At 45.6% G+C, this 25,767-nt stretch carries 28 protein-coding genes, 2 tRNA genes and 1 riboswitch; of the genes, 22 read left to right on the forward strand and 8 right to left on the reverse strand.

Annotation, left to right across the window (positions count from 1 at the left end; genetic code table 11):
* The first annotated feature begins 34 nt into the window (after positions 1-34).
* From EXM22_RS11640 to EXM22_RS11650, 3 genes are read left to right on the forward strand one after another with little or no spacing between them, the layout of a single operon-like run.
* A complete protein-coding gene (locus tag EXM22_RS11640; RefSeq protein ID WP_168203472.1) occupies positions 35-466 on the forward strand; it encodes a metal-dependent transcriptional regulator in 432 nt (143 codons plus the stop codon).
* Between the two features lie 2 nt (positions 467-468).
* Positions 469-1,248 (forward strand): dihydroorotate dehydrogenase electron transfer subunit, encoded by a 780-nt coding sequence (locus tag EXM22_RS11645; protein ID WP_149486687.1) that lies wholly within the window; start codon positions 469-471, stop codon positions 1,246-1,248.
* A complete protein-coding gene (locus tag EXM22_RS11650) occupies positions 1,239-2,141 on the forward strand; it encodes a dihydroorotate dehydrogenase (protein ID WP_149486688.1) in 903 nt (300 codons plus the stop codon). Before EXM22_RS11645 ends, EXM22_RS11650 begins: the two co-directional genes overlap by 10 nt.
* A 3-nt stretch (positions 2,142-2,144) precedes the next feature.
* Here the strand turns inward: EXM22_RS11650 and nth are convergent, their stop codons facing one another.
* A complete protein-coding gene (nth, locus tag EXM22_RS11655; RefSeq protein ID WP_210411465.1) occupies positions 2,145-2,774 on the reverse strand; it encodes an endonuclease III in 630 nt (209 codons plus the stop codon).
* Between the two features lie 136 nt (positions 2,775-2,910).
* Here nth and EXM22_RS11660 point away from each other — a divergent pair.
* The 3 genes from EXM22_RS11660 (at position 2,911) to EXM22_RS11670 (ending at position 3,585) form a co-directional block, all read left to right on the forward strand.
* Positions 2,911-2,983, forward strand: a tRNA-Pro gene (locus EXM22_RS11660).
* A gap of 61 nt (positions 2,984-3,044) precedes the next feature.
* Positions 3,045-3,118: transfer RNA gene (locus EXM22_RS11665), tRNA-Arg, on the forward strand.
* Between the two features lie 188 nt (positions 3,119-3,306).
* The gene (locus EXM22_RS11670) at positions 3,307-3,585 is read left to right on the forward strand and encodes a hypothetical protein (RefSeq protein WP_149486689.1); all 279 of its coding nucleotides are present in this window, start codon (positions 3,307-3,309) and stop codon (positions 3,583-3,585) included.
* A 51-nt stretch (positions 3,586-3,636) separates the two neighbouring features.
* Here the strand turns inward: EXM22_RS11670 and EXM22_RS11675 are convergent, their stop codons facing one another.
* From EXM22_RS11675 to EXM22_RS11695, 5 genes are all read right to left on the reverse strand, one after another.
* On the reverse strand, positions 3,637-4,119 hold the full coding sequence (locus EXM22_RS11675; protein ID WP_149486690.1) for a hypothetical protein: 483 nt from the start codon (positions 4,117-4,119) through the stop codon (positions 3,637-3,639).
* Positions 4,120-4,243: 124 nt separating this feature from the next.
* Positions 4,244-4,975 carry a VWA domain-containing protein gene (locus EXM22_RS11680; RefSeq protein ID WP_149486691.1) on the reverse strand — a complete coding sequence of 244 codons (732 nt, stop codon included), beginning with the start codon at positions 4,973-4,975 and terminating at the stop codon, positions 4,244-4,246.
* A gap of 44 nt (positions 4,976-5,019) precedes the next feature.
* A complete protein-coding gene (locus EXM22_RS11685) occupies positions 5,020-6,195 on the reverse strand; it encodes a magnesium chelatase ATPase subunit I (protein WP_149486692.1) in 1,176 nt (391 codons plus the stop codon).
* A 140-nt stretch (positions 6,196-6,335) separates the two neighbouring features.
* Positions 6,336-6,752, reverse strand: a complete 417-nt coding sequence (locus EXM22_RS11690) for an ArsR/SmtB family transcription factor (RefSeq protein WP_149486693.1) — start codon at positions 6,750-6,752, stop codon at positions 6,336-6,338.
* Between the two features lie 121 nt (positions 6,753-6,873).
* Positions 6,874-7,857 (reverse strand): permease, encoded by a 984-nt coding sequence (locus EXM22_RS11695; RefSeq protein ID WP_149486694.1) that lies wholly within the window; start codon positions 7,855-7,857, stop codon positions 6,874-6,876.
* Positions 7,858-8,086: 229 nt separating this feature from the next.
* Between EXM22_RS11695 and EXM22_RS11700 the strand changes: the two genes are divergently transcribed.
* On the forward strand, positions 8,087-8,530 hold the full coding sequence (locus EXM22_RS11700) for an arsenate reductase ArsC (protein WP_149486695.1): 444 nt from the start codon (positions 8,087-8,089) through the stop codon (positions 8,528-8,530).
* Between the two features lie 23 nt (positions 8,531-8,553).
* Here EXM22_RS11700 and EXM22_RS11705 read toward each other — a convergent pair whose 3' ends face one another.
* Both EXM22_RS11705 and EXM22_RS11710 read right to left on the reverse strand, forming a co-directional pair.
* The gene (locus EXM22_RS11705) at positions 8,554-9,060 is read right to left on the reverse strand and encodes a DUF3124 domain-containing protein (RefSeq protein ID WP_210411467.1); all 507 of its coding nucleotides are present in this window, start codon (positions 9,058-9,060) and stop codon (positions 8,554-8,556) included.
* 23 nt (positions 9,061-9,083) lie between these two features.
* Positions 9,084-9,980, reverse strand: coding sequence for a YitT family protein (locus EXM22_RS11710; protein WP_149486697.1), 897 nt, complete (start codon positions 9,978-9,980; stop codon positions 9,084-9,086).
* Positions 9,981-10,099: 119 nt separating this feature from the next.
* On the opposite strand from EXM22_RS11710, the gene EXM22_RS11715 reads away from it, so the two are divergent.
* The 15 genes from EXM22_RS11715 (at position 10,100) to EXM22_RS11785 (ending at position 25,767) form a co-directional block, all read left to right on the forward strand.
* The gene (locus EXM22_RS11715) at positions 10,100-11,797 is read left to right on the forward strand and encodes a TrkH family potassium uptake protein (RefSeq protein WP_149486698.1); all 1,698 of its coding nucleotides are present in this window, start codon (positions 10,100-10,102) and stop codon (positions 11,795-11,797) included.
* A 26-nt stretch (positions 11,798-11,823) separates the two neighbouring features.
* Entirely contained in the window at positions 11,824-12,516 is a 693-nt protein-coding gene (locus EXM22_RS11720) for a potassium channel family protein (RefSeq protein WP_149486699.1), read from the forward strand.
* Between the two features lie 3 nt (positions 12,517-12,519).
* Positions 12,520-13,314, forward strand: a complete 795-nt coding sequence (locus EXM22_RS11725) for a hypothetical protein (protein ID WP_149486700.1) — start codon at positions 12,520-12,522, stop codon at positions 13,312-13,314.
* Positions 13,315-13,498: 184 nt separating this feature from the next.
* The gene (locus tag EXM22_RS11730) at positions 13,499-14,233 is read left to right on the forward strand and encodes a response regulator transcription factor (RefSeq protein ID WP_149486701.1); all 735 of its coding nucleotides are present in this window, start codon (positions 13,499-13,501) and stop codon (positions 14,231-14,233) included.
* Positions 14,230-15,696, forward strand: coding sequence for a sensor histidine kinase (locus tag EXM22_RS11735; RefSeq protein ID WP_149486702.1), 1,467 nt, complete (start codon positions 14,230-14,232; stop codon positions 15,694-15,696). The genes EXM22_RS11730 and EXM22_RS11735 overlap by 4 nt, the downstream gene beginning before the upstream one ends.
* A gap of 236 nt (positions 15,697-15,932) precedes the next feature.
* Positions 15,933-16,220 carry a hypothetical protein gene (locus tag EXM22_RS11740; protein ID WP_149486703.1) on the forward strand — a complete coding sequence of 96 codons (288 nt, stop codon included), beginning with the start codon at positions 15,933-15,935 and terminating at the stop codon, positions 16,218-16,220.
* Positions 16,217-16,798 carry a peptide-methionine (R)-S-oxide reductase MsrB gene (gene msrB / locus EXM22_RS11745; RefSeq protein ID WP_149486704.1) on the forward strand — a complete coding sequence of 194 codons (582 nt, stop codon included), beginning with the start codon at positions 16,217-16,219 and terminating at the stop codon, positions 16,796-16,798. Before EXM22_RS11740 ends, msrB begins: the two co-directional genes overlap by 4 nt.
* Before the next feature lie 13 nt (positions 16,799-16,811).
* Entirely contained in the window at positions 16,812-17,525 is a 714-nt protein-coding gene (gene msrA, locus EXM22_RS11750; protein WP_168203473.1) for a peptide-methionine (S)-S-oxide reductase MsrA, read from the forward strand.
* Positions 17,526-17,680: 155 nt separating this feature from the next.
* Positions 17,681-18,106, forward strand: coding sequence for a MarR family winged helix-turn-helix transcriptional regulator (locus EXM22_RS11755; RefSeq protein ID WP_149486706.1), 426 nt, complete (start codon positions 17,681-17,683; stop codon positions 18,104-18,106).
* 101 nt (positions 18,107-18,207) lie between these two features.
* On the forward strand, positions 18,208-18,642 hold the full coding sequence (locus tag EXM22_RS11760; protein ID WP_149486707.1) for an RrF2 family transcriptional regulator: 435 nt from the start codon (positions 18,208-18,210) through the stop codon (positions 18,640-18,642).
* Between the two features lie 31 nt (positions 18,643-18,673).
* Positions 18,674-19,600 (forward strand): cysteine synthase A, encoded by a 927-nt coding sequence (gene cysK / locus EXM22_RS11765; protein WP_246157013.1) that lies wholly within the window; start codon positions 18,674-18,676, stop codon positions 19,598-19,600.
* Between the two features lie 41 nt (positions 19,601-19,641).
* Positions 19,642-20,937, forward strand: coding sequence for an O-acetylhomoserine aminocarboxypropyltransferase/cysteine synthase family protein (locus EXM22_RS11770; protein WP_149486709.1), 1,296 nt, complete (start codon positions 19,642-19,644; stop codon positions 20,935-20,937).
* Positions 20,938-21,079: 142 nt separating this feature from the next.
* Positions 21,080-22,795 (forward strand): hypothetical protein, encoded by a 1,716-nt coding sequence (locus tag EXM22_RS11775; protein ID WP_149486710.1) that lies wholly within the window; start codon positions 21,080-21,082, stop codon positions 22,793-22,795.
* A 99-nt stretch (positions 22,796-22,894) separates the two neighbouring features.
* Positions 22,895-22,996, forward strand: a riboswitch (TPP riboswitch).
* Positions 22,997-23,029: 33 nt separating this feature from the next.
* Positions 23,030-24,085, forward strand: a complete 1,056-nt coding sequence (locus EXM22_RS11780; protein ID WP_149486711.1) for a thiamine ABC transporter substrate-binding protein — start codon at positions 23,030-23,032, stop codon at positions 24,083-24,085.
* Positions 24,085-25,767: an ABC transporter permease gene (locus EXM22_RS11785; protein WP_149486712.1), complete on the forward strand. Its 1,683-nt coding sequence runs from the start codon at positions 24,085-24,087 to the stop codon at positions 25,765-25,767. The genes EXM22_RS11780 and EXM22_RS11785 overlap by 1 nt, the downstream gene beginning before the upstream one ends.

Raw genomic sequence — 25,767 nt, forward strand, 5'->3', positions numbered from 1 at the left:
TTGCCAATTCGTATTGATTCTGTTACAAAGACTTATGGAAAAAAAAGTAAAGCTGACACCCAGCCTGGAAGACTATTTGGAAGCCATCCTTCAACTCGAAGAGAAAAACAGAGTCGCCAGAGTTAAAGATATTGCAGAGAAGCTTTCTGTACAGATGCCTTCTGTCACGGGGGCTTTGAAGAACCTGAAATCAAAGGGATTGATCGAGTATGAAAAAAACTCTTTCATCAACCTAACAGCTCATGGAAAGGAACTGGCTGAAATTGTTCTCAAAAAACATCTCATCCTGGTGAATTTCCTGGAGAACATTCTTCTCCTGGACACAGAAAAAGCCGAAGAGGAAGCCTGTAGAATTGAACATTCCATCGATCAGGACACAGCCAAACGCATCAAGAACCTGAGTTCCTACCTGAGTGTAAGTTTTAAGGATTTACCTGCAGACCTCAATAAAATAATACTGGGATAATCATGAAGAACTTTATATCAAAAATCCTCGGACAAAAATCTATTGCCCGGGGATATGTGGAGCTTGAACTCTCTTGGCCTGAGGACTGTGAGACACCAAAACCGGGACAGTTTCTAACCATCCGCATTCAGGATCAGCCTGTCCCCCTCCTACGCAGACCCTTTGCTCTTTCATCTTTTAACCTTGATAAAAGAAGCGCCTCTATTGTCTATCAGGTCCGAGGAAAAGGCACCCGCATACTGGAATCTTTACCAGCTGGATCTTCACTGGATATTTTAAGCCCTCTTGGAAATAGTTTCACAAATCCTTCAAAAGAGGAAACAGCAATCCTCGTTGCCGGAGGCATCGGCCTGGGTCCCATCTTGTATTTTGCACGGGAGCTGGATAGAGCCGGCATGAACACCATATTGGTGTTCGGATGCCGGGACAAGACCCTGATCCCCAATCTGCCCCCCCTCAAAAATGGGAGCATCCAGTACTGCACAGATGATGGATCGGCAGGATTCTCAGGCAGTTCTGTAGCCTATTTAGAAAGTCTGTCACTCAAGGAGCTCTCTCAGCCACGCCTCTATGCCTGTGGACCAACGGGTATGTTAAGGGCCTGTCATAATTTTGCACTCAAGGCGGACCTGCCTTGCGAAACGGCAATGGAGGAGATGATGGCCTGTGGCGTGGGAGCCTGTATGGGCTGTGTCGTTGAGTTAGAAGGTAAAGAACAAAAATACGCCCGGGTCTGCAAAGACGGCCCGGTATTTCAATCCAGGGATATAAAATGGACCTGAGTATAAAAATAAGAAACAAGATTCTGCCCAATCCCGTGGGTGTGGCCTCGGGAACATTTGGATACGGAGAAGAATACGCTCCCTTAACAGATTTATCTGCACTGGGAGCCATCTATACAAAAGCGGTGACCGTAGAGCCACGGCCGGGAAACCCCCTGCCCCGCCTCGTGGAGACCACGGCGGGCATGATCAATTCCATAGGTCTGGCCAATGTAGGGACTAAGAGATTTCTCAGCGAGAAGATTCCCTTTTTGAATACCCTGAGCTGCCCGGTCATCCTCAATGTAGCCGGAAGCCTGGAGGAGGATTACGCCGAAGTGATCCGCCGGGTAGACGATCAGGAGGCCATATGGGGGTATGAAGTCAACATATCCTGTCCCAATGTGAAAAAAGGAGGACTGGCTTTTGGCACAGATCCTCATCAGGTGGAGCGTCTAACCTCCTCCTTAAGACAACTAACAGAAAAACCTCTGATCATGAAACTCACTCCCAATGTGACTGATATCACGGCCATTGCCAAAGCTGCCGAACAGGGTGGTGCCGATGCACTGGCCTGTATCAATACGGTCATGGGAATGTCCGTGGATATTCACAAAAAGAAGCCCTCCATCCCGGCCGTGACAGGAGGTCTTTCCGGACCGGCCATAAAACCGGTTGGTATCGCTGCTGTGTATCGTGTCAGCAAGGCGGTCTCCATCCCGGTGATAGGCCTGGGTGGCATTATGAACGGAGACGATGCGGTGGAATACCTGCTGTCTGGAGCCTCGGCTATTCAGATCGGAACGGCCAACTTTGTTGATCCTGATACCTCATCCAAGGTGCTGGCGGGTATCAAGGCGTATATGGAAGGCTCTGGATTCTCGAAGATCAGTGATTTTCACGGATATTTTTAAACTTCAGATCTGAACTGAGGGGCAAAGATCTTTCAAGGGACAGCCGGAGCAGTCGGGCTTCCTGGCAAAACAGTACTTCCTTCCGTGCAAATTGATTGTCATAGAAAAATCGGACTGGATCTCCTTAGGGATAGCCCTGGACAGTTGCTTTTCAATTTTTTCGGGTTCTGTGAATTTTGTAAATCCAAGCCGCTTACTGACCCTCTTAAAATGTGTGTCCACGATGATCGCCGGCTGGTCGAATATATGATAGAGAATGACATTGGCTGTTTTTCTTCCCACACCCGGTAGGGATGTCAGCTCCTTCATGGTGTTTGGGAGGCTGTTATCCCCTCTATCCTGAAGAGCCGCAGCGGTCTTAATGATATTGGCCGCCTTCACTCTGTAGAATCCGGTACTATGAATGATGGCCTCCACATCGTTCTGCTCGGCTGCAGCCAACTCCGAAGGCCCGGGATAGCGCTTGAAGAGCTCAGGAGTGACCTTGTTCACGCCTGCATCTGTTGTTTGTGCCGAAAGGATTACGGCAATGAGGAGTTCAAAAGGATTATTGTAGTTTAAAAGCGGCTTCCGGTCGGGATATTCCAGATTCAGGATGCTCGTCACCATGCGTGCTTTTTCGGATTTTGTCATGCTTATTATTATGAAAAATATCTGTTGTCTATGGCAAGAGATCTTTTTCTATATATAAAGAATAGAATTACACTAAAAAAGTTGAAAGTTATATATTGACCAAAAATCAATTGGTTTATATACTTCCTCAACATTACGGGGTATAGCCTAGTGGCTAAGGCGCCTGCTTTGGGAGCAGGAAATCGCAGGTTCGAGTCCTGCTACCCCGATATAAGGTTTTTCAGCCTGTCAGGTTTTGAGATGACATCGATGATCCTGATATTGAAATCTGCGTCCATAGCTCAGCTGGATAGAGCATCGCCCTTCTAAGGCGAGGGTCAAAGGTTCGAATCCTTTTGGACGTACTTTAAAAGCCATTTAATCGGGATATCCCCTGATTAGATGGCTTTTTTTTGTCTTTTTGGAGTTTTACAGCAACCCAGGGATCAAAAAGAGATGCGGATCAAGTTCTTATCATTGACGGTGAGGATATTATGAGGGTTGTGGTTTTTTAGCCTTTTGACGATTATCCTAAATATGTATTATAAAGACTATGGATACAGTTCTAACAATCCTGTTCGCCTTGCTTCCTGTTGGGATCATTATCCAATGGCTCATCTATTTTTCAAAAATAAAACCATTTTGCCTGAAAGTAGGCTATATCTCTCCTGAGAAGAGAAGCAATCCAAAATCATGGGACGAGATCAGCTATTATATCTCTCAAGCCAGCCATCCCCTTTTCAACTGGGGAACGATGGGGCATATCTTAGCCTCTCTGCCTTTTTTCATATTCTTGGTTTTTGTTCTTCTACTGATCGCCGGTGTTTTGTAACAAAGAACACCGGCTCCAGGCAGCAGTTTCCCGTTGCCGTGTTACGCATTATTAAGACTCGGGAATTGGTGTAATTGTAAAAGATCCTGAATCTGTAACTGTTTTGAAATCCAGTATTTCTTCTGTTTCATAATTAACTTTTGTAAAATAAAAACTAACATCCTCAAAAGAAACTGTTGTTCCAACGACTGAGACTACGCCACTTGTAGCAATGAATGAATATACCTCACCCGCAGTCCCATCATAATATGTAAATACAAACTCTACTTGACCATCTTCTATAGCACTAACGGTGCACTCATAATCATCACCATCTGGTAAAGTGCTAAAACCTTCACTATAAAATGAAATCTCTGCATATCCCACATCTGTATATTCATAGTAATTCAAATACGAATTACCATAAGTTGAATACTCCAGTGTTGAAATTGCAAGATCCGAAAAGGATATATCACCAGAGCCAGAATCGGAACTACATCCGGCAAAAAGAAAGAGAGCAAGGATAAGCAGAACCGGGAAAATCGTTTTTTTCATTTATAAACTCCTATACATTTTTATCCAGAATAATATAGAATTTAATAACTATCAACTGAATAAAGATTTGGAGTGAATCCTGAAATTGCATGAGCAATCGTCTATTACCATCTGCAGGATATCTTTATTCATCCCTATGGATAACATCCCGAAGCTTATGCAGGGGTGCTTTCAGCTGAAATGCAAGCTCCTTTAAAACCTCACCGGGTTCAACAGTGGAAAGGACAATAGAGGGAATATGATGCCGGGGAAACTGCCGGGCAAGGTCCAGCACCTCCTGATAGAGCTCCGCCTTGGGGTTCATCGGCACCGAAGGTTTCCCATCGGTAATCAATATGAGCTCTGGATGGTCGTGGGGATGACGAACCCGCTCGGAGCGGATAATCTGAAGCACCGTATAAAGACCTTCGGCGAGAGGTGTCCCGCCCCCTGTCGCCACGGCCTGAAGGGCTTGACGGGCGAGAGTGATACTGGTGGTTGGAGCCAAGACCTCATGGGCATGCCAGTGATGGAAAACGACCACCCCCACCCTGTATCGTTTCTGATAGGCTTGGGTCAAAAGCCCTAACACGGCCCCCTTGGCAAGTTTCATCTGCTCTTCCACCAGCATGGAATCTGAGGCATCAACCAGAAAATGAATGGTCCTTCTGACCGGTTGTACCCTGATGCGGCGGTGAAGATCGTGAAAAAGAATACCATGGGAACCTGCAGAAGCCCCTCCGAAATGACGGCGCATGGCGGCGGCCAGACAGCTAGCCAGAGGATCTATTTCATCAATTTGTTCTGCGGACTTAACGGGGACAGAAGCAACATGCCTCCCGTAGCGGGAAACACTCTGAGGCTTACGGCTCGGCAAGAGACTATGCTCCTCCAAAGAGAGGCGCAGGGGCGTCTCATTCCCTAGAAGGACAACATTGGGTGCTTTTTTTTTAGGTAGGAAAATATAGGCATACCGCCGGCAAAAGAACCGGGAAAAATATCTTCATCGGGGTCAAATATGGCTTCAAACTCATCTTCCTCAGCTTCTCCGCCTTCGTGAAGAAAGGGGGTTTCTCCAAAAACCTCGACAATCGCCTTTTGCAGTTCCTTGGGCAGCTCCGTTCCTCCTTGCTCGAGAAAACGGTCTAGGCGGTGGGGAAGAACCATGGTAGACGCTTGAAGAATATCCTCAGGAGTAACCCGGTCCCGCTCTTCAAAAGCAGCAATGGCCGTTGCGACCTTTATCATGGTTATCTCAGCACGGTGTCCCTGGGCGCCGACCTTCACAGCCAACTCGGATGAGGCATCAAAGACCTCCTCCGGAACAGATATTTCGGAAAGAAGAAAGCGGGCTTTTGCGATCTGCTGGCGAAGGGTATTCTGGGTATCTTCCCATTTATCACAGAATGCCTGAGGATTTTTTTCGTAGGCAAGACGGCGCCTCACCAGCTCACTCCTCTGCTTCACATCCTGTTCGCCAATAACATTGATACAAAGACCAAAGCGGTCAAGAAACTGGGGCCGAAGCTCCCCCTCTTCGGGATTCATGGTGCCAATGAGGATAAAATCGGCCGGATGAAGAACAGAGAGCCCCTCTCTTTCCACCCGGTTAATACCAGAGGCGGATGTATCCAGGAGGAGATCCACTAGATGATCGTCTAACAAATTTACTTCATCCACATAGAGTATACCCCGGTTGGCTGCAGCAAGGAGGCCTGGTTGAAACACTCTGTCGCCGGAGCGAAGGGCGCTCTCCAACTCTAAAGACCCAACAAGACGGTCCTCAGTCGCACCCAGTGGCAATTCAACAAGAGGGACAGAATACTCCACACTCTGAAGGACTTCACCCTTCTCAGCTTTAAGCCTGCAGTCTTCATGAATATAAGAACTGGCCTCTGGATCACAGTGATAGGGACAGTCCTTTACCACCTTGATGGGCAAAAGCAGCTCAACTAATGACCTGACAGCGGTAGTCTTGGCTGTACCTTTATGACCACGAATCAGCACTCCGCCAATGGAGGGATCGATGGCATTCAGAATCAGAGAGGCTTTCATGGTTTCCTGGCCGACTATGGCTGTGAAAGGATATTTACTCATGTTGGTAAAATACCATTCTATCTGATCAAAAGTCAAAGGTTTAGTAACCTGATTTTAGAGAAGGGGACAAAGAGGATTCAAACCGCTTCCCGACCTGATCGCTGACAGACAAGGCACCTTAGAGCCATGGGCGGTCGGCTCTAATTGTTTTTTTTATATTCAATCCATTCATCACTTTCGGCCCCAATCACACAGGCACCATCGACCCTCATGGAGAGGCGCTTTTGGCAGTGACCAATTTCTGTCTGCATCAGTTCTTCCGGAATTGTCAGCACCGTATTTCTGATGGATTCATCAAAAGCATCGTGACTGCTTCTGTAATGATAGAAAGACCACCGCCCCTCTTTTTTTTCATAAATGAGTCCCGCATTTTTCAGAATTCTCAAATGTTTGGAAACATTGTATTGATTTTCATTGAGAACATCGATGATCTCTGATGCGCTGATCTTCGAATCAATAGAGAGCAACAGCCACATGATCTTAAGTCTCGTGATATCCGATAGGGCTTTAAAGACAATAGTATAACTGTCCCAGGGGTTAATTTCATTCTGATTCATGTTCTACTTCCATATTCATTGTCCCTTTATTCAGAACATATACTAACATATAAGAGCCTGCTTTATATTTGTCAAAAAAGCCCTATCGCGACAACACTTTTTAACTCATTTATTTGAAGAATTAAATGAACATAAACAAAAAGCCTCCAGAAATGGCCAGCGCAAGGACGGTCAATGTAAAGGCGAGGACTCCTTTGGGCTTCAGCATGGATGAGAGGATGGCGAGTTCGGGTAAACTGGCTCCTGTTCCTCCGATAAGAAGGGCCACGGCGGCTCCCATGCCCATACCCTTTACTAGGAGTGTTCTCAGAAGTGGAATAGCCATTTCGATTCGCAGATAGAGGGGAACACCAATAGCTGAGGCAAGAGGAATGGCATACCAGGAATCATTTCCAACATATTTTTCAACAATGGAACTAGGTATGAAAGCAAGAGCAACCCCGCTGATAACCGCACCGATAATGGCGTAAGGAACTATCTGCTTGAAAAGGGCCAGAGCAAAGTTGAGGGCACTTTCTACCTTTTCCCGGGTCCCACCGCCGGCACTGCCTGCCTGGCAACAGCTGGTTGCGGCTGTCGTTCCTTCAGAACATGCGGATTCCTTTTTGACTTCACCACAACAAGATTCAGAACTCTTCTTATTCTTGGATTCTGCAATTTCAGCCAGGTTTTTAACCTGGTTCTTCACCCGGCTTCTTCCAACGGTCAGACCAGCTATAATGGCACCCACAAAGGTCCAAACCAAGTAAATGAGGGCAACTTTCCAACCAAAGGTTCCAAAGATAATACCAACAACAACAAAGTTACAAAGAGGAGCCGAAATCAAAAACGGCAGAACCGTTGAAAAAGGAGCCCCCATTTCAATCATGCCCATGGCAACGGGAACCATGGAGGCGCTACAAAAAGGAGTCAGAGTCCCTAAGGCAGCACCCATGAAAGCTCCTACAATGGTATTCTGATTCTTAAGTTTTTTCTGAAATTTTTCTTGAGGAATATATTCTCTGACAAATCCGGTAAGAATAGAAATTCCTGCAATAATAACGACAAGAACCCAGGCAACGTGCCAGAATTCTCCAAATGCAATACTCAATTTTTCATCAATCATTCTCGATTCTCCTATCATATGCTTACATGCGCTATTTTGCATGTATTGTGATAATGATGAAAACTAGAATCCTTGTCAATAGGATTTACACCAGTTCTCTCCCCCCTACCCCAGCCCTTTAGAATGTAATGATTCCCCTGAGATAGTTCTCTTTTCTAATGAATTACTAACATAACAGAGCTGTATTCTTTTCTAGGATTAAAGATAATTATGAAAAAAAGAGGTAAATATGGAAGATAAAATCAAAGTTCTTTTCATTTGCGTTCACAACAGCGCCCGAAGCCAGATTGCAGAAGAGTACTTACGAAAATACGGGGGAGATCTGTTCGAAACAGAAAGTGCCGGCCTGGAACCGGGCACCTTAAATCCCTATGTCATCGAAGCTTTAAAGCAGGACGGCATAGACATCTTCGGCAAGAAGACCAAAAGCGTCAAAGATCTTTTTAAAGAGGGAAAAAGATACAACTATGTGATTACCGTATGCAGTAGAAGCATCGAGGACAAATGTCCGGTATTTCCTGGGGCCCTTGTCCGGCTAAACTGGCCCTTTCCAGACCCTGAAAGATTCCATGGTGAATCGTCTGAAATACAGGAGCAGGTCAATGAACTAAGAGACATAATCCGCCAGATGGTTGAACAATTTGTAGAGGTAAAATCACTGCAAAGCAGATAAGTCAGCTTTGCCCCTACACAATATTAGAAGTTCTGAACGCCCCTGGTTGAGAATGATAAGCCCTGCTGACCGCGGGTAGAGATCATTACGGCCTCAAAAAGGGGAACCTGCCCGGGGTTCTCCACAGCCCAGTCAAAAATAAAATTGGCCCCGGACCCACCATGTGTATCAGACTCGCTGATCACAAATTCTATTGTCTCTAATGGATTCACATAGATTGGATTGGCAAGGTACTTTTTAACAATCTCACCGTCGGTATTATAATAATCTGCACTGAATAAGTAAAACGGATCTTCAGTAGAGGTATTTCGGATGCTGATGGTGGCAGTTAAGTAAAAAGGGCTGTTATCCTGCACATAATAAATATGCGAGTAAACAGGCAGATAAGACTGACCGTGTATCAACTCCTGGTTCTCACTTTCCTGAAATTGCCTTGATTCCCAGGAAATTTTTCTAGCTACATTTTCCATTAGCTCCGGATTACATGATGTGAGAACACTCAGCAGCAACAGAATTGATAATTTACGCATCAAAGACCTCCCTTCCCCAATGCCTATTTACCAATGGGTGTTATGTAGTATTTCTGTGAGATCCCATTGAGATCCTGATAATAGTAAAAACTTCCAGACCCGACCTTGTTTATCTCATGGAGTAATTGAGGCAGTTCTTCTCTGGTAATAATCGTTTTCACAATTGAAAAAGGATCACCACTATGGCCTCCGTGACCGGATTGAACTGTAAAAGTTCTATGATCAAAGGTTTTTCTGATGACCTGCCCCACGCTCTTATGATCTGTTGTGACAATGGTTAACAGAGTTGTCTGAAACTTTCTATATAGATTATTTAGAGTTTCCGCAGAAACAAAGATATAGATACTGGTGTACATCAGAGTATTCACGGCATTCTCAAATGCCCCGGTTTTCAGATAATCGAGGGAAATCCCGAAACTTGTAGAAACCACGGCAGCAATGATGGATATAGCGCCAACAGGTTTTAAATATTTCATAGCAAAATAAGCACCAATGATGTCCTCATCACCGGTAGACCCGCGGTGTTTGAAGGAGATAGCCTTAGCCACTCCCGAGAGCAATCCCCCAAAGATCACCAGAATGATCCTTTCATTTTGAGGTTCCGGTTGGGCAAAGCTCAATTCCGGCAGTATAGCAAGCATACATACAACAGAAAGGACTACAAGTAGAGAGCGGAAAGCAAACATTTTACTAACCCGTAGAAAAGCAAATACCAGTAAGATTGTCTGAAAAATCAGATAAAGAATGATGAATAATACATAGCTGTCAAAATAATAGGATAAGGAAGAGGCAATCCCTTCTGTGCCTGTTAAAATCACTCTTGAGGGAAGCACAAAATATTTAAGGGCAGCAGCATAAAGCCCCCCCGCCAAGAGGACCATAAAGTAATCCATGATTTTCTTTAATATCTTCTTTATCATCTAAGGATTCTAACATTAAAACTGATTTTGGAGAACTACTCGATTTATCAAGGAGGGTTCGAAGACGATTCTGAAGAAAAATATTGCGCACTGCATCCTTTAAAATCGATAATTGAATTATGAAAAAATTTCTGCTCATATTCTTTGTTGTTCTTGGAGTCATAGGTTTATTTCTGGAACAGTACAGGAATATACCCGGCATACGCAGCAATGCCGTTACAATGATCGATTACTTACTCGTATCCTACCTCCTGTTTGACTTTTTATGGGGTATAAAAGAGAGCGGTAACGCCAGAAGATATATAAAAAGAAACAAATTTTCATTCTATTTTCTACTCTTATACCTCCTTCTATTTGCCTTCAATGTTGTTATGAGACAGAGTGTTGATGTACTGAATAAAAACAATAACCTTATAACCGTTATGAGGAACCTTCTGCTGGTCCTCAAAATCTTCGGCAGATTCAAGAAAGTCTCATCCTATATGCATTCTATTATCACGAAACCGGCCCAGACCGTGGTGTTCAGCTTTGTGATGGTCATTCTTATCGGATCTCTCGTCCTGATGATGCCCGTCATGAATACGGGAGAAGCCCTGAGCCCCATCAATGCTCTGTTTACGGCGACTTCCGCTGTTTGTGTTACAGGTCTGATTGTCGTGGATACGGCAAATCAGTTTAGTTATGCGGGCAAGACCGTGCTGATGATACTGATTCAGATCGGCGGCCTGGGTATTATGCTCCTCTCTTTCTTTATGGTTTTTCTGTTCAGACAATCATTGAGCATAAAAGATAGAAACCTCCTGTCCTACATGCTCAACAGCCAGAATACACAAACACTGAAAAGCAGCGTAAAAAGGATTATACTCCTCACGTTTCTGATTGAACTGACAGGAGCGGTCTTGCTTATTCCTGTGTTTTTACGCAGCGGATCGCCCCTCCCCCAGGCTCTTTTCTCCAGCCTCTTCCATTCTGTTTCGGCCTTTTGCAATGCAGGATTTTCACTTTTTTCAGATAGTCTGATGGGATTCAACGGTAATGTGGCCCTCAATGTGATCATAACAAGCCTGATTATCGCCGGAGGCATAAGCTTTGCTGTTCTAACAGATCTATTCACACTGATCCGCTCTTGGTTCAAAAAGAAGAGGACCTATCTCTCCATAAATACAAAGGTTGTTGTCATTGTCTCCTCCATTTTAACCGGAGTAGGAACCCTCTTTATCTACAAATTGGAACACAAAAACCTTTTATTTCCCCAGGCCCTGGGAAAACAGTATTTGGAAGCCTACTTTCAGTCTGTGACCCTAAGAACAGCCGGATTCAATACTATGGATTTTGAACTCCTCACAAACGGAACCCTCATCATCATGATGGGAATCATGTTTATAGGCGGAGCATCGGGAAGCACTGCGGGGGGAATCAAGGTCAACACCTTAGGAGTTGTCTGGGCCTACATCAGATCATTCCGCAGGGGAAATGAGGAGGTGCTCTTATACCGGCATCAGATATCAAAGGACCGCATACTGCAGGCCTTCACGGTCATCGCCTTCGGGATTCTCTCAATTTTCATAGTCAGTTCAGTCTTAATCATCACCGAAGAGGCTGCCCCCTTGAAAATTCTCTTTGAAACGGTTTCGGCTTTTGCCACAGTGGGCGTATCGGCAGGAGTCACGGGGGGCCTGTCAATAATCGGTAAAATCGGCATTATATTGCTCATGTTCCTGGGGAGACTGGGTCCTCTGACCCTTTTGACTGCTTCATCCGGAAGTGAGAAACAAACTAAAATTTCATATCCGGAAGCGGCGATAATGATTGGTTAAAGAATAAAAAGCGGGAGTAGAAAAAAATGGATAAAACAATAGCAGTCATCGGGCTGGGAGTATTTGGACGGCAGGTATGTGAAGTTCTCGCGGCAAAAGGAGCCCAGGTCATTGCCATCGATAATAACCTGGCCCTTGTGAATAGAGTTAAAGACATCGTAAGCCAGGCGGTACTGCTTGATTCTACCGATGAAGAATCCTTGTCAGAGGCGTCTTTGGACACGGTAGACACAGCCATCGTAGCCATTGGAGACAATATTGAAGCCAGTATTCTCACAACGGCGCTCCTGAAACAGCTGGGAGTTCATCACGTCATTGCCAGGGCTGTTACCAAAATTCATTATCAGGTTCTTAAAAAGATCGGAGCCGATGAAATTGTCAACATTGAAGAAGACCAGGGCCGGAGAGTCGCCCTCAATCTGATAGCTCCTTCGGTCATGGAAAAAGTACAATTGTCCAGGGACATTCTGCTCTCAGAGTTCTACTTGCCCCTTGTCTATGCCAAAACGACCCTAAAAGAGATCGATTTCGAAGGAAAGTTCGGAATCAGACTCGTAGCGGTTCGAAGGAGCCTGAATCAGATGGATTCAGAAGGTTTAAACATCCGTAAAGAGATCCTTCTTCTACCGGAAAATGATGATGAACTTCTGGAAGGGGATGTTCTGATCCTTCTGGGAGAAGAGAAAAAACTTGAACTATTCCAGAAAAGCGGGAGCTGACAGATGATCGTGATCAGTGCCAAACGTTTAATTATTTCATTTCTGCTCATATTGACCTCCACTGTGGTGCTATTGATGACCAGCATCAACCTCTTTTCCACAACCAGCTTAAATCTCAGTCTTGATAAACAAGAGGTCTTATTCTGGGGTATCGTCATCATCATCGCTCAGACAATCGTTGCTGTCATGGTGTTTGTAGGACACCAGAACCTCATTGCTAATTTAAATAAAATAATCTCTTACAAAGATTTAAATCATCCACAGTCCATAAAGATTTTAAAAAGGTTAGGGAACTTTGGTCAGATCCTCGATAAAATGCTGAAAGAACTCAACGACCTTCTGGACCTTAGGATGAACAGGATCACCGCCTCCAACAAGGTCATGAAACTGATTTGTGAAGAGTACCCCACGGCCCTCGTCATCAGTGATACCCTGGGGACGATTCTGGGGGCGAGCAACAAGATGAAAGAAAAGGCAAACCTGCCTATCAAGGCAGATACCAAAATCATGGATTTATTCCCCCAGATAAAACTGGCAGAAGTGCTTGTTTCCCTGGAAAAGAACCGCACCCTTTGGAAAGATGAGGAAAACACCGGATATGTGTGCACCCCTGTATTTGACAAGGGAGGACATTTGAATCTATGCATTTGGGAACTTGAAACAGGCCATTTTATCCAGAAACTAAGCAGCAATTCAGCGGGAACCCTCTCCAGGAAGACTTTTCAGTCCGTACGGGGACTATTCAAAAAAAGGCCATCTAAAGATGAAACAGCAATTAAGCAGCCTCCGGAGTCCTGATTATCCAGGCGGGGGTTTAAAAACTTGGGTCATCGACAGTTTCTGCAGGGCTGTAAAGCTCACCGGAACTCGTCCCCTCCGGGAGTGCTACGTTAATAGAGCCTAGAGAACCGCTTTTGATTTATCAGAACTCAGGTTCTATACTTCAGTCCAAAGTTGAAAATCCAGATGAAGGACGGACAAAATGACTCTGGAGGCCCAGACCGGTACGGTCCTAATTGTCGAAGATGACAGCGAAATTGCGGCCATTATATCTATCAATCTCGAAGATATAGGCCTGAAAACCGAGCATGTCATTGATGGACTAAGCGGCCTGAACAAAGCTCTAGAGGGAGAATATGCTCTGGTAATTCTGGATATCATGCTGCCTCGCTTGGATGGTATTTCTGTTTGCAAAGACATCAGAGCCCAGGACCCTGTCGTTCCGATTATGATGCTTACGGCCAAAGCCGATGAAATTGACAGAATCATAGGCTTAGAGCTGGGAGCCGACGATTACATGACCAAGCCTTTTTCGGTTAGAGAGTTAACGGCCCGGGTCAAGGCTCTCCTGCGCCGATCCAGAACATCCTCCCAAACCGTTTTGGCAGAATCCTTAGAATCTCAGATTAAATTTGGTCAGCTCATGATCGACCCGGTCCTGCACAAGGTCCTCCTCAAGGATGAAATTGTAGACCTGACGGTGAAAGAGTTCGAACTGCTGGGAATCTTTGCCAGGAATCCTGGAAAGGCCTTTACCAGGGCCGAACTCCTTCTGAAAATATGGGGATATCAATTTGAGGGATATGAGCATACGGTAAACACCCACATCAATCGTCTGCGCAGTAAAATTGAAGAAGACCCCTCTCATCCCATCTACTTGAAAACAGTTTGGGGAGTGGGATACCGATTCGCAGAATCATCGGAGTTTTCTGAATGAGATTCTTGAACTCATTTTATGCCAAACTGTCTCTCATATTCCTTCTGCTCATACTCATCCTGGGTGCGGGCAGCCTTTTTATCGCCTTTTCGGCGGCGGAACATCTCTTTGACGAGGTAGAACAGCTGCTCAACAGAGAATATGCCGCCAGCATTGCCATGGAGCTGCAGCCTCTTGTAGAAGAAGGATTTAACTTGGATGAAATCAAAGAAGCCATCCATTACATGATGGTTTTAAATCCCATGGTTGAAATATATCTACTGGATAAAGAAGGAGTGATCCTCGCTTACTTCACCCACCCCGCCGAATCCTTAATTCGAACATCCATAGATCTGACTCCATTGAAAACCTTCATCCAAAGCGATGGAAGACAGGCGGTTCTGGGAGCCGATCCCAGAACCGAAGACAGGGATAAACCATTCTCCGCGGCACCCCTCCTGATGGGTGAGGATCAGGGATTTGTCTATGTGATCCTAAGAGGCCAAAGCTATGATCGTTCCCTCAAAATGCTTCAGAGCAGCTACTATCTGCAGTCCGGATTGAGTACCTTCTTTTTTGCTCTTCTGGCCACGGTCCTGGCTGGTTTCTCACTATTTTTCATCCTCACAAGAAGACTCAGGAGTTTGAGTTCGGGGGTAAAGGCATTTGAGTTGGGAATGTATGATTATAGAATAGACATCCGGGGAAAGGATGAGCTGGGAGCCTTGGGGAGGGCCTTCAACGAGATGGCAGCTTCTATCGAAAGTGGTGTAGAAAAACTCCATATGGCCGAACAGCAGCGGACCGACCTGATAGCCAATATATCTCATGATCTGCGAAGCCCTCTCACATCCATTAGGGGACATCTGGAAACGATCCTCTTAAAGGATGAAAAGCTGACCGAATCGGAACGGAGAGACTTTTTAAAGATCATCCTCAAGAATGTTTTCAGTTTTCAAAAACTGGTGGAAGAACTCTTTGATCTGGCCAAGTTGGAATCCCGTCAAGTGCAGCTAGAGAAAGAACCAATCCAAATGGCCGAGTTGGTACAGGATGTGATTTTAAAGTTGAAGCCCCAGTCGGATAATTCCGGGATCAACCTTCAAATGGAGCATCCCGAAGGAATACCTGTGATAGAAGGGGATATTGCCATGCTGGAAAGGGTTTTGACAAATCTTCTTGAGAATGCGTTATCTCATACTCCAGAACAGGGGAACATCATGATTTTGATTCGTGACAAGGAGAACGACCTGGAAATTCAATTAAGCGATTCGGGACCGGGAATATCAGAACAGGATCTCCCTCATATCTTTGAGCGCTTTTACAGAGGCGACAAGAGCCGGGACCGGAGATCTCCCGGAACTGGTCTTGGCTTGGCCATAGTAAAAGAAATTATAACTCTTCATGGTGGCAAGGTTCGCGCAGAGAGCCCTCCGGGATCGGGAGCTCTGTTTCATATTACTCTTCCCCATAGTCAGATCTAACAAAGTTTATCTATTCTTTCTCGTTTTGTGACAGTTTTGTGACATTTTACCTCTAGATTTAAAGCGGAGGTTCTTATGAGAACAATGATGTCCTTAGTCTTCTTACTTACTATTTCGACCTTTTATGTCTCGTCACAAGAAATGATGAGCTCTGACCTCATTATGATGTACTCAAATATTGAAAAGGCACAAACCCAAAGCGTGGATACGACATCCGGATTGGAACATCCATCCCCATGTTTATCATCATGCTGGGAGGACGCAAAGTCATTGACAGATTCCCTGGATTGTCCCGAAATCCGGAACGAATACAACGAATATTCGGCGGACTGATGATTTTTGCAGGATTGACAATCGCCACCAACCTGGACCGAAGGTTTCAGTCGGCCCTGCTGGAGGCTTTTCCCGATTATGGAACGAAATTGACGGCCTTTGAGGACAATGATTCTGTCAAAGCCGTCCTGAAAGAAAGAAACGATCAAGACTCCCAAGGAGCCTTGAAAAACATAGGAGTAGAAAAATGAAAAAGATTTTATTGACGGCACTGATTATGATTTCTGTTGCAACCCTGACTGTCATGGCCAGTGGAGATCAGGAAGAGATGGTGATGCCAAAGGAAATGGAGCTTACAGACCCCGTCGCCCCCCCCATGATGGAGGGACAGGACTATATGAAACCCTCAGAAGAGATTCTCAAGACTAAACTGAACTCCCTTCAATACAGAGTGACTCAGCAAGAGGGAACCGAACCATCCTTCAACAATATATATTGGGATAATCATAATGACGGAATATATGTAGATATAGTCTCGGGGGAACCCCTTTTCAGTTCTACAGATAAATATGATTCTGGAACTGGTTGGCCCAGTTTCACAAAACCCCTTGAATCGGGAAACATAAAATCCCTCAGCGACAAAAAGCTGGGTTATACACGTACGGAAGTCAGAAGTTTCTACGGCGACTCACACCTTGGACATGTCTTCAACGACGGCCCGGATCCTACAGGCCTCAGATATTGTATCAATTCGGCGTCTCTCCGCTTTATTCCACGGAATCAAATGGAGGAAGAAGGGTATGGAAGCTATCTCTCATTATTCAATTGATCAGGAGTGTATTATGAAAAAGTTCAAAAAAAGTATCGCCCTTTGGGCCCCATTGCAATTGATTATGATGGTGTTCATGCCACTGCCGGCCCTCTCCGCCTCGGGACAATCGGAGAAACAGGAAGAAGCCATGAAGTCGGAATCCATGGATATGGCATCTGAAAAAACAATGATGTCTTTTCCGGAAGGCATGGAAACAGCCGTATTTGCGGGTGGTTGTTTTTGGGGCGTGGAAGCTGTATTTGAAGGCCTTCAAGGAGTGGAAAATGTAGTCTCCGGTTACTCCGGGGGCTCCGCTGATACAGCCAGCTATTACAGCGTCGGTGCTGGAAATACCGGCCATGCGGAATCGGTAGAAATTGTGTTTAATCCTGAAACCATCGACTTTGAGACTCTATTGGAAGTTTTCTTCACAGTAGCCCATGATCCGACACAACTGAATTATCAAGGCCCCGATGTGGGAAGTGAATACCGCTCTGTTGTGTTCTATACAAGTGAAGATCAGAAGGCATCAACAATGAGGATGATTGAAAAACTGGATTCACAAATGGTATTCCCTGAAAAAATCGTGACCGAGCTAGCGCCACTGGATACATTCTATCCCGCAGAAGACTATCATCAGGATTTTATGAAATTGAATCCAAACCACGGATATATCGTCTATTGGGATCGTCCCAAGATTGTTGAGTTAGAAAAAAAATATCCTCACCTTTTGATGATGGAATGATATTAAAAGATTAGATTTTGTATGATCTGTATTGGAATCGGATTCACAACGATTTTTCTTCCGGCTCCAATACAGACCTGGAAAGAACTGTTTCGTCTCTGTCCCTTCCATGGAAACTATTTGATCTTATCCCGGGATTAAGATAATATGCTTTCATGTTTCAGCTGGATAATTGTGTATACTACATCGCCACCCTCGGTTTAAAGAAAGTCACAGACAGTTACAATGATATTCTTAAAAACTATGGAGCTACCCGAGTTCAATGGATAGCGCTTTATTACATTGAAAAATCGGATGGGATTCGTCGGTCTGCTCTGGCGGAGATGATGCACTCTCAGGAGACATCCATTGCCCGCCTGATCAACCGTCTGGTAAAAAATGGTTTTGTGGAACGAAAAACCGATCCCGATGACCGCAGAGCCGTAAAAATATTTTGCACAGACCTTGGTCATCAGATGTATGAAAAACTCCTTCCCGTATGTGATTCCTTCTACAAAAAGATCATCAAGGACATTCCCAAGGAAGAACTTGAAACCTTTAGATCCGTTCTGGACCGTCTGGTTATCAACAGCGAAACCTAAATAATCCTTATTTTTTAATTTTTTTTGCCATTCCTCTTGAAAACTTTATCCTCAATCACTACTATTTACATAGTATTTGTAGTAATTAAGGAAACGAAAAGATGAAATTATCCACAAAATCCAGATATGCAACCCGGCTGATGGTCAACTTGGCTTGGAATTATCATCAGGGCCCCATGCAGCTGAATGAAATATCCAGAAAAGAGGACATCTCTGAAAAATACCTGAGTCAGATTGTCATTACCCTCAGGGGCGCCGGATTGATCCGTTCTGTGAGAGGAGCCCACGGAGGCTACCTGCTGACACGGGACCCCCAGGAAATTTCACTCAGAAATATTGTTGAAGTCATGGAAGGTGGCCTGGACATCGTTGATTGCTTGAGTGATGAACAAAACTGCAGCCGTTCTGGACAATGTATAACCCGGGACGTATGGAATAAGGTAAGCGCAGCCATAAAAGAGTCTCTTGAAGAAATCAGTCTTGACGAACTGGCTAAACAGGTTCGCCAATCTGATGAACCCATGTATTTTATCTAAGAATAAACAAGAAATTGTATGGAGGTATGATTTGAGTCAGAAAATAGCAAAAGACATTACAGAATTGATAGGGAATACTCCTCTTGTAAGGCTGAATAAATTCGGAAAAGAAGCAGAGATTCTTCTTAAACTGGAATTCTTCAACCCCCTTGGCAGTGTCAAGGACAGAATTGGGAAGTATATGATCGAAGCCGCAGAAAAAAGCGGTAAGCTCACAGCCGGCACGACACTCATCGAGCCCACAAGCGGCAATACGGGAATAGCCCTGGCCTATATTTGTGCCCAGAGAGGCTACAAACTGATTTTGACTATGCCAGACACGATGAGCATTGAACGAAGAAAGCTCCTACAGATTTTTGGTGCTGAACTCATTTTGACCCCCGGCAGCGATGGGATGAAAGGGGCCCTGAATAAGGCACAAGAGCTACATGAACAGACCGAAAATTCCATTATTCTGCAGCAGTTTGAAAACCCTGCGAATCCCGAGGCACACAGACAGACCACCGCCAAGGAGATCTGGGAAGCCACGGGAGGAAAAGTAGACATTTTTATCGCAGGTGTAGGAACTGGTGGAACCTTAACAGGGGTCTCAGAGATTCTAAAAAAAGAGAATCCCCAGCTCAAATCCTACGCTGTAGAACCCATAGAGTCAGCCATCTTGTCCGGTGAACAGCCCGGCCCCCATAAGATTCAGGGGATTGGCGCAGGCTTCATCCCAGCTGTTCTCAACACGGCCATCTATGACGAGGTGATAAAAGTGCCCTCCACAGAAGCAGGTGAAACAGCAAGAAAATTGGCAAAAGAAGAAGGGATTCTCGTTGGAATCTCCGCCGGAGCCAATGTCAGAGCCGCCGAGATCCTGGCGGGACGTCCTGAAAACAAGGGAAAAACCATTGTGACAATCGGCTGTGACACAGGAGAACGATACCTGAGCACATGGCTGTTTGATGATATTTAAATTTTTATTTTTTAAACCGGGAAATTGAAGGAGAAACCATTATGCCTTATAGCGAAGTTAAGAAGCCCTCATTTGAAACTGTTGCCCTCCATGCAGGACAAACTATCGATGCCACAAAATCCAGAGGTGTTCCACTGCATAGAACATCCGCCTACCTCTTTGATTCTGCAGAACATGCACAGAATCTTTTTGCTCTGAAAGAACTGGGAAATATCTATACCCGTCTGGGGAATCCTACCCAGGATGTTCTGGAACAGAGAGTCGCCGCTCTCGAGGGAGGCGCTGCGGCCCTGGCCCTGGCATCGGGTACGAATGCCATTTTTTACAGCATCATCAATATTTGCAACCATGGAGATGAAGTTGTATCCAGTTCAAACCTGTATGGCGGTACATACACGATGTTCAATGATATTCTTCCCCAATTTGGAGTCAAAGTCAGGTTTGCAGATCCAAACGATCCGGCAGCCCTGAAAGCCGCCATCAATGAGAAGACAAGAGTGTTATACACAGAAACCATCGGGAACCCCTCTCTTGATGTGGCAGACATCGATATGTTTGCATCTTTGTCCAAAGAATTTGAAATACCACTGGTTGTGGATTCAACATTCACGACCCCCTACCTGCTGAGACCCATCGAACACGGGGCCCATATTGTCATTCACTCCCTGACAAAATGGATTGGCGGACATGGTACAGCCATCGGTGGAATCGTTGTAGATTCCGGAACCTTCAACTGGCAGAACCCAAAGTTCTCCCTCTACAATGAACCAGACGGAGGATACCACGGACTGCGTTTTGCACAGGATCTAGGAGACCTGAATCCCCTGGCCTTCATACTTCGAATGAGAACTGTTCCCCTGAGAAACCTGGGAGGTTCCATAGCTCCAGATAACTGCTGGATGTTCCTGCAGGGCCTTGAGACTCTGGCGATCCGCATGGAAAGACATTCCGAAAACGCTCTGTCTGTGGCAAAGCATCTTGAGAGCCATCCAGATGTTTCCTGGGTCAGATACCCCGGTCTTGAAAAAGATCCGGCTCATAAACTGGCTACAAAACTTCTGCCAGCAGGAGCGGGAGGAATGGTTGTCTTTGGCATCAAGGGCGGTAGAGAAGCCGGCCAGAAATTCATCGAAAACCTGAATCTTTTTTCCCATGTGGCCAATGTGGGGGATGCCAAGAGCTTGGCCATCCATCCTGCCTCCACAACTCATTCCCAGCTTTCAGATGAAAATTTGATCTCCGCTGGAATCTCGGGAGACCTGATTCGATTGTCTATCGGCCTTGAAAATATCAAAGATATCAAGGCGGATATCGACCAGTCACTCAAATCAGTCTAAAAGATATGATTCAAAGAGCCGAAGCCCAGGGTTTCGGCTCTTTTTTATTGTTCTTTTCCCACTGTTGCTCTATGTTTTAAATTAAGTTATGAGTAAGACGGTCTTTATTGACCTATCGATTTTTAAACCCCGGAAAAAATAGATGGATGAGAACAGGAATAAAATAGAAACACCCGCATACTTTCATATGGAGTCTTTCCGTAGAGAAGAAGTGCTGGCACAAATAGGGAGTTTTACCCAGGTCCAGTACCAACTGTTCCACAATATCTGTGAATTCTGGAACCCGGTCCTGGATTACAACCACTTTATCTTAAAAAGTTCCAAATCTTTTTTGGCCTCCAACAATCAGCTGGAACTGCTTATGGGGAAATTGAAGGCGGCTCATATGGGGCTCCTCCAATACGGGGTGAACGACGGTGAAATGAAAGCATCCCGAATCATATTATGCGACAAAGATGCGTTTCCCTTCTTTTACTATCTTACCGAAGACTTCTTTGCCCGTCATATTTTTGAACATAAACACCCTTTTCTGACTATAAAAGCCTTCGATGATGACGGCATAACTCTCCCTGTGGATATGATAACTCCCTTAGAAACATCCATGCTCAGTCCCGGATTTGCCTCTCAGAACAAAGATCTCAAAATCATTGGTATCAACAGGAAGATGAAGTCTCCCATCCTCTTGCCTTCGGGGATGATGAAAGAGTTTATCACGGCCCTTATCTCCCATATCCGTCTGGAAATGGCAAGCCCTAACCTCATGGAAAATCTGTCCCGTATAACCTCCAAAAAAATCAGCGACATTCAGAAAGACCTGAGCAAAAGAGAACCAGACTTCTGGATCATGGCCTGTCAAAAACTCATTGAACACAAAGAGGACCTCAAAATCAGATTCAAAGGCCTGAACCCTCTGATATTCACAAGCTGCCAGCTTCTGCAGACATATTTTCAAAATACCATAACTGAAAAAAAACAAGAATTGATTACGGAAAGTGAAAAACAGAAAGCCCGGGAAGAAATGATCAAGGGAATCAAGATGAGGGAAGCTTCCTGGACTCCTGTCAGCGTTTTGGATGAACAGCTCAAAGAAAAAGAGGAGAAGTGGCCGGGGTTCCGTGAGGAATTCAAACAGGCGGCATTGGTAAGAGGAGAATCCAAAGAACAACCCGAACTCGTATTCATCAACAATATGATTATCCATAAGGATTTTTTATTCCACTACTTTACCAGGCAAATCAGCACCCTCAGAAACCATCTTCTATTTCTATATCAGGATCAGATGAGTGACCTATTAAAGCGCAACAGAACCGACAAATACACCCAATTCTTTAGCCGTAGCAACTTCCGTTCGGACATTATGTCCAGAATAAAAGATAAGGATCTGCAGCTGTGGGAGCTCCTGCAGAAACCGACCCGTGTGGCCGAAGGGGCCTATCATTACCTGCAGGAAGTCAAAGGGATCACAAAATCGACTAGAATCAAAGATGTGATGGGCCTTTATTTCCATTCGGACCTGAAAAACTTCAGACAAGTGGATTCCATGTTTCAGTTAAAGCTTTTGACAATGTTTGAAAAAGCGTACAAGGAACTGGGATGGTGGGGACGGTTCATCCTCCGTCTGACTGGCCGCTACGAAAGTTATGTAACCATGTTCTCCGAAACCACCGCAGAAGCCAACCAGCTAAAATCCACCCACTCCCTGCGGCATAAAAAAAGTTTGACGAAAAAACCCTACGGGAAAGAAGGGAATACTCCGGGGAAGATTCAACGCCTGCAGAATAAAAGCAGCAGCTACTCACCTCGGGATAAGAGAAAGGCATGGGCCGAATTTGACGATGCCCTCAAACGGAAAAAATAAGCGGAAAAAAGATAGATATTGCAGACTCTTTTTCATCCTTAGAAAGAGCTCCTTGACGGTCCTCTGTATTGACCTATGATGCCGCGAAAGAGTATGATCTCATCAACCCAGGGGTGGTTCTGTCTGTTCAGATCCTGAGATCATACCCATTGAACCTGATACGGATAATGCCGTCGAAGGGAATAGGTCCTGTCTTACACTCTCCTCTGGTTACCATTTACCAGGAGTTTTTTAATGAAAAAAACAATCTATGCTTTTTGCTTTCTATTCCTCTCCATTATGGCATTTGCCTCGGGACAACAAGAAATGTCAACAACCTCTGAGTCGCCTGAAAGTTCTGCCACTATGGAAAAAAAAGTGCTCAATATCCTCTGTTATGACTCTTTTGCCTCTGAGTGGGGTCCCGGACCGGCTCTGGTGGAACAATTTACCGCCAAAACAGGTATTGAAGTTCAGTTAAATGCTCCGGGAGATGCGGTGATGATCCTGACGAGGGCCATTATGGAGAAGGACGATCCCACTGCGGACCTCATCATTGGTCCAGACAACAACCTCCTGGCCAGAACACTAAATGAAGGAATTCTGCAGCCCTACGATGCCCCTGCTCTCGCAGAAATCTCCTCAGAGCTGAAGTTTGATTCATCCAACCACCTCCTCCCCTTTGACTGGGGTTACTTCGCCATCTGCTACGATTCTGAAGTTTTAAGCAATCCCCCCTCTTCACTGGAAGATCTGACAAAACCAGAATATGCAAAATCTCTGGTCCTCATGGACCCCCGGACATCCAGCCCAGGAATGGGATTTCTCCTTTGGACAAGAGCCGTTTATGGTGAAGACTATCTTGACTACTGGAACAGACTGGCTCCCTCGGTTCTGACCGTCACAGAAAGCTGGAGCAGTGGATACGGTTTATTTACCAGCGGCGAAGCTCCCCTGGTCCTCAGCTACTCAACCTCCCCTGTTTATCATAAAATGTGGGAAGAATCAGAACGATATAAGGCTCTGAACTTTGCCGAGGGAAATTATCTTCAGGTTGAAGGTGTCGGAATCATCAAGGGAGCAGCCCATCCGGACGCCGCCCGTCAATTCATTGATTTTATGCTGTCCCCCGAAGGTCAGCTCATCATAGCCACCAACAACATCATGATGCCTGCCGTGACTTCTACGGAACTGCCCGAAGCCTTCGACATGGCCTTCTATTCAGAAAACCCCCTCCTCCTGGACAAGGAAGAGATCAGCAAGGGAGAAGAAGAATGGGTTCAATCCTGGGTTGAGAAATCAGGACTCTAATGACTCAAACCAAAGGATTTAAACCGGGAGAACTTCGGATTCTCCCGGTCATCCTCTTCCTTTTTTTGACATTTTACCTCCCCGTGACAGTCCTCCTTCTCAAGGGACTGCGCTCGGGAGAGGGATGGACCCTAGAATGGTTAAGAGAACTACTTCTGAGTCCCTACTACAGAAGAATATTTGCCTTTACCATGGTTCAGGCCCTCATGAGCACAATTCTATCTATCCTGGTGGCTCTACCGGGAGGATGGATTCTTTCCCACCTTGATTTTCCAGGGAAGAAGGTTCTCAAGGCCCTCACAACGATCCCCTTCATCCTGCCTTCCATCCTGGTGGTTCTTGGGTTTATCCTCTTTTGGGGACGTCAGGGGGTTGTCAACAAGGCTCTCATGGCTCTCACCAGTCAAGACAAACCGGTGTTGGATGTGCTCTACTCCTTTAAGGCCATCCTGTTGGCCCATGTGTTCTATAATTTCCCTATCGCTCTGCGTCTTATCGCCGCCTGGTGGGAAGGTCTGGGAGAATCGCAGCACCTGGCAGCCAGAACCCTGGGGGCTTCGGAAGCCAGGATATTCAGAACCATAACGCTGCCCCAGCTCCTTCCTGGCATGATCAGCGCGGGCACCCTTATCTTCCTCTACTGTTTTATGAGTTTTGCCGTCGTCTTGGTTTTAGGAGGCGGGCCGCGCTACTCTACCATGGAAGTAGAAGTCTACAGACTGGTCAAGTACTCCCTCGACTTTGGTAAGGGAGGAGCCCTGGCCCTCATAGAAACCGTGGCGACTCTGTTTATTACCTGGTTTTATATCAATAGGGAAAATAAGAATATTCAGAGGCAAGTTTGGCATGGCAGACACATAAACTGGAAGGACTTATCCTTAAGGACACAGCTTTTATGTGCCTTGTACTTCATGGTCATCCTATTCATCATCTTTGGTCCTATTCTGACAGTCATGGTTCAGTCGCTTCTGGTGCAGACAACCAGGACCGGTCCAGTCAGTCTGTCATTCCGCTGGTATAAGGAGATGCTCGCTCCTCCCGGAGCTTCCAGAAGCGCCAGCGCCCTACTCCTGGCCACGTCCATAAGAAACAGCCTGTTTTTAGCCTTTGCAACACTCTTTTTGACCCTCTCCATCGGGGTCTACACCTCCTGGGTCCTCTCTCGCTATAGGTTCCGTCATTCCTCCCTGATTGAATCGCTGATCATGATGCCCATGGGTGTCTCATCGGTTGTCCTCGGAATGGGTTATCTCTGGCTCAGACGGGGAGGAAGACTGGATGGCATTCCCCCGGTCCTTTCCATCATATTAGCTCACACTGTGATTGCCCTGCCTTTTGTCCTTCGGAGTCTGACCCCGTCCATAAAGCGGATTCGTCAAAGCCTCCTGGATGCATCAAGGCTCATGGGTGCCGGTGGGTGGAAACAGTTTAGGACCATTGAGCTGCCCATGATCCGCCCGGGGCTGATCACTGGAGGCGCCTTTGCTCTAGCCATTTCCCTGGGAGAAATTAATGCGACTCTCATCCTCTCGGAATCCGGAGTCACCACCATTCCCATTGCCATACTGAAGCTGATCGGTAGCTATAAATTTACCAGCGCCTGTGCCCTCGGCACCATTCTAATACTGATATGTATGGCCGCCTTTATCCTGATTGACGCCTTTGACGGCTGGGAGAACTGA

This window comes from Oceanispirochaeta crateris (assembly GCF_008329965.1).
GTDB lineage: Bacteria > Spirochaetota > Spirochaetia > DSM-2461 > DSM-2461 > Oceanispirochaeta > Oceanispirochaeta crateris.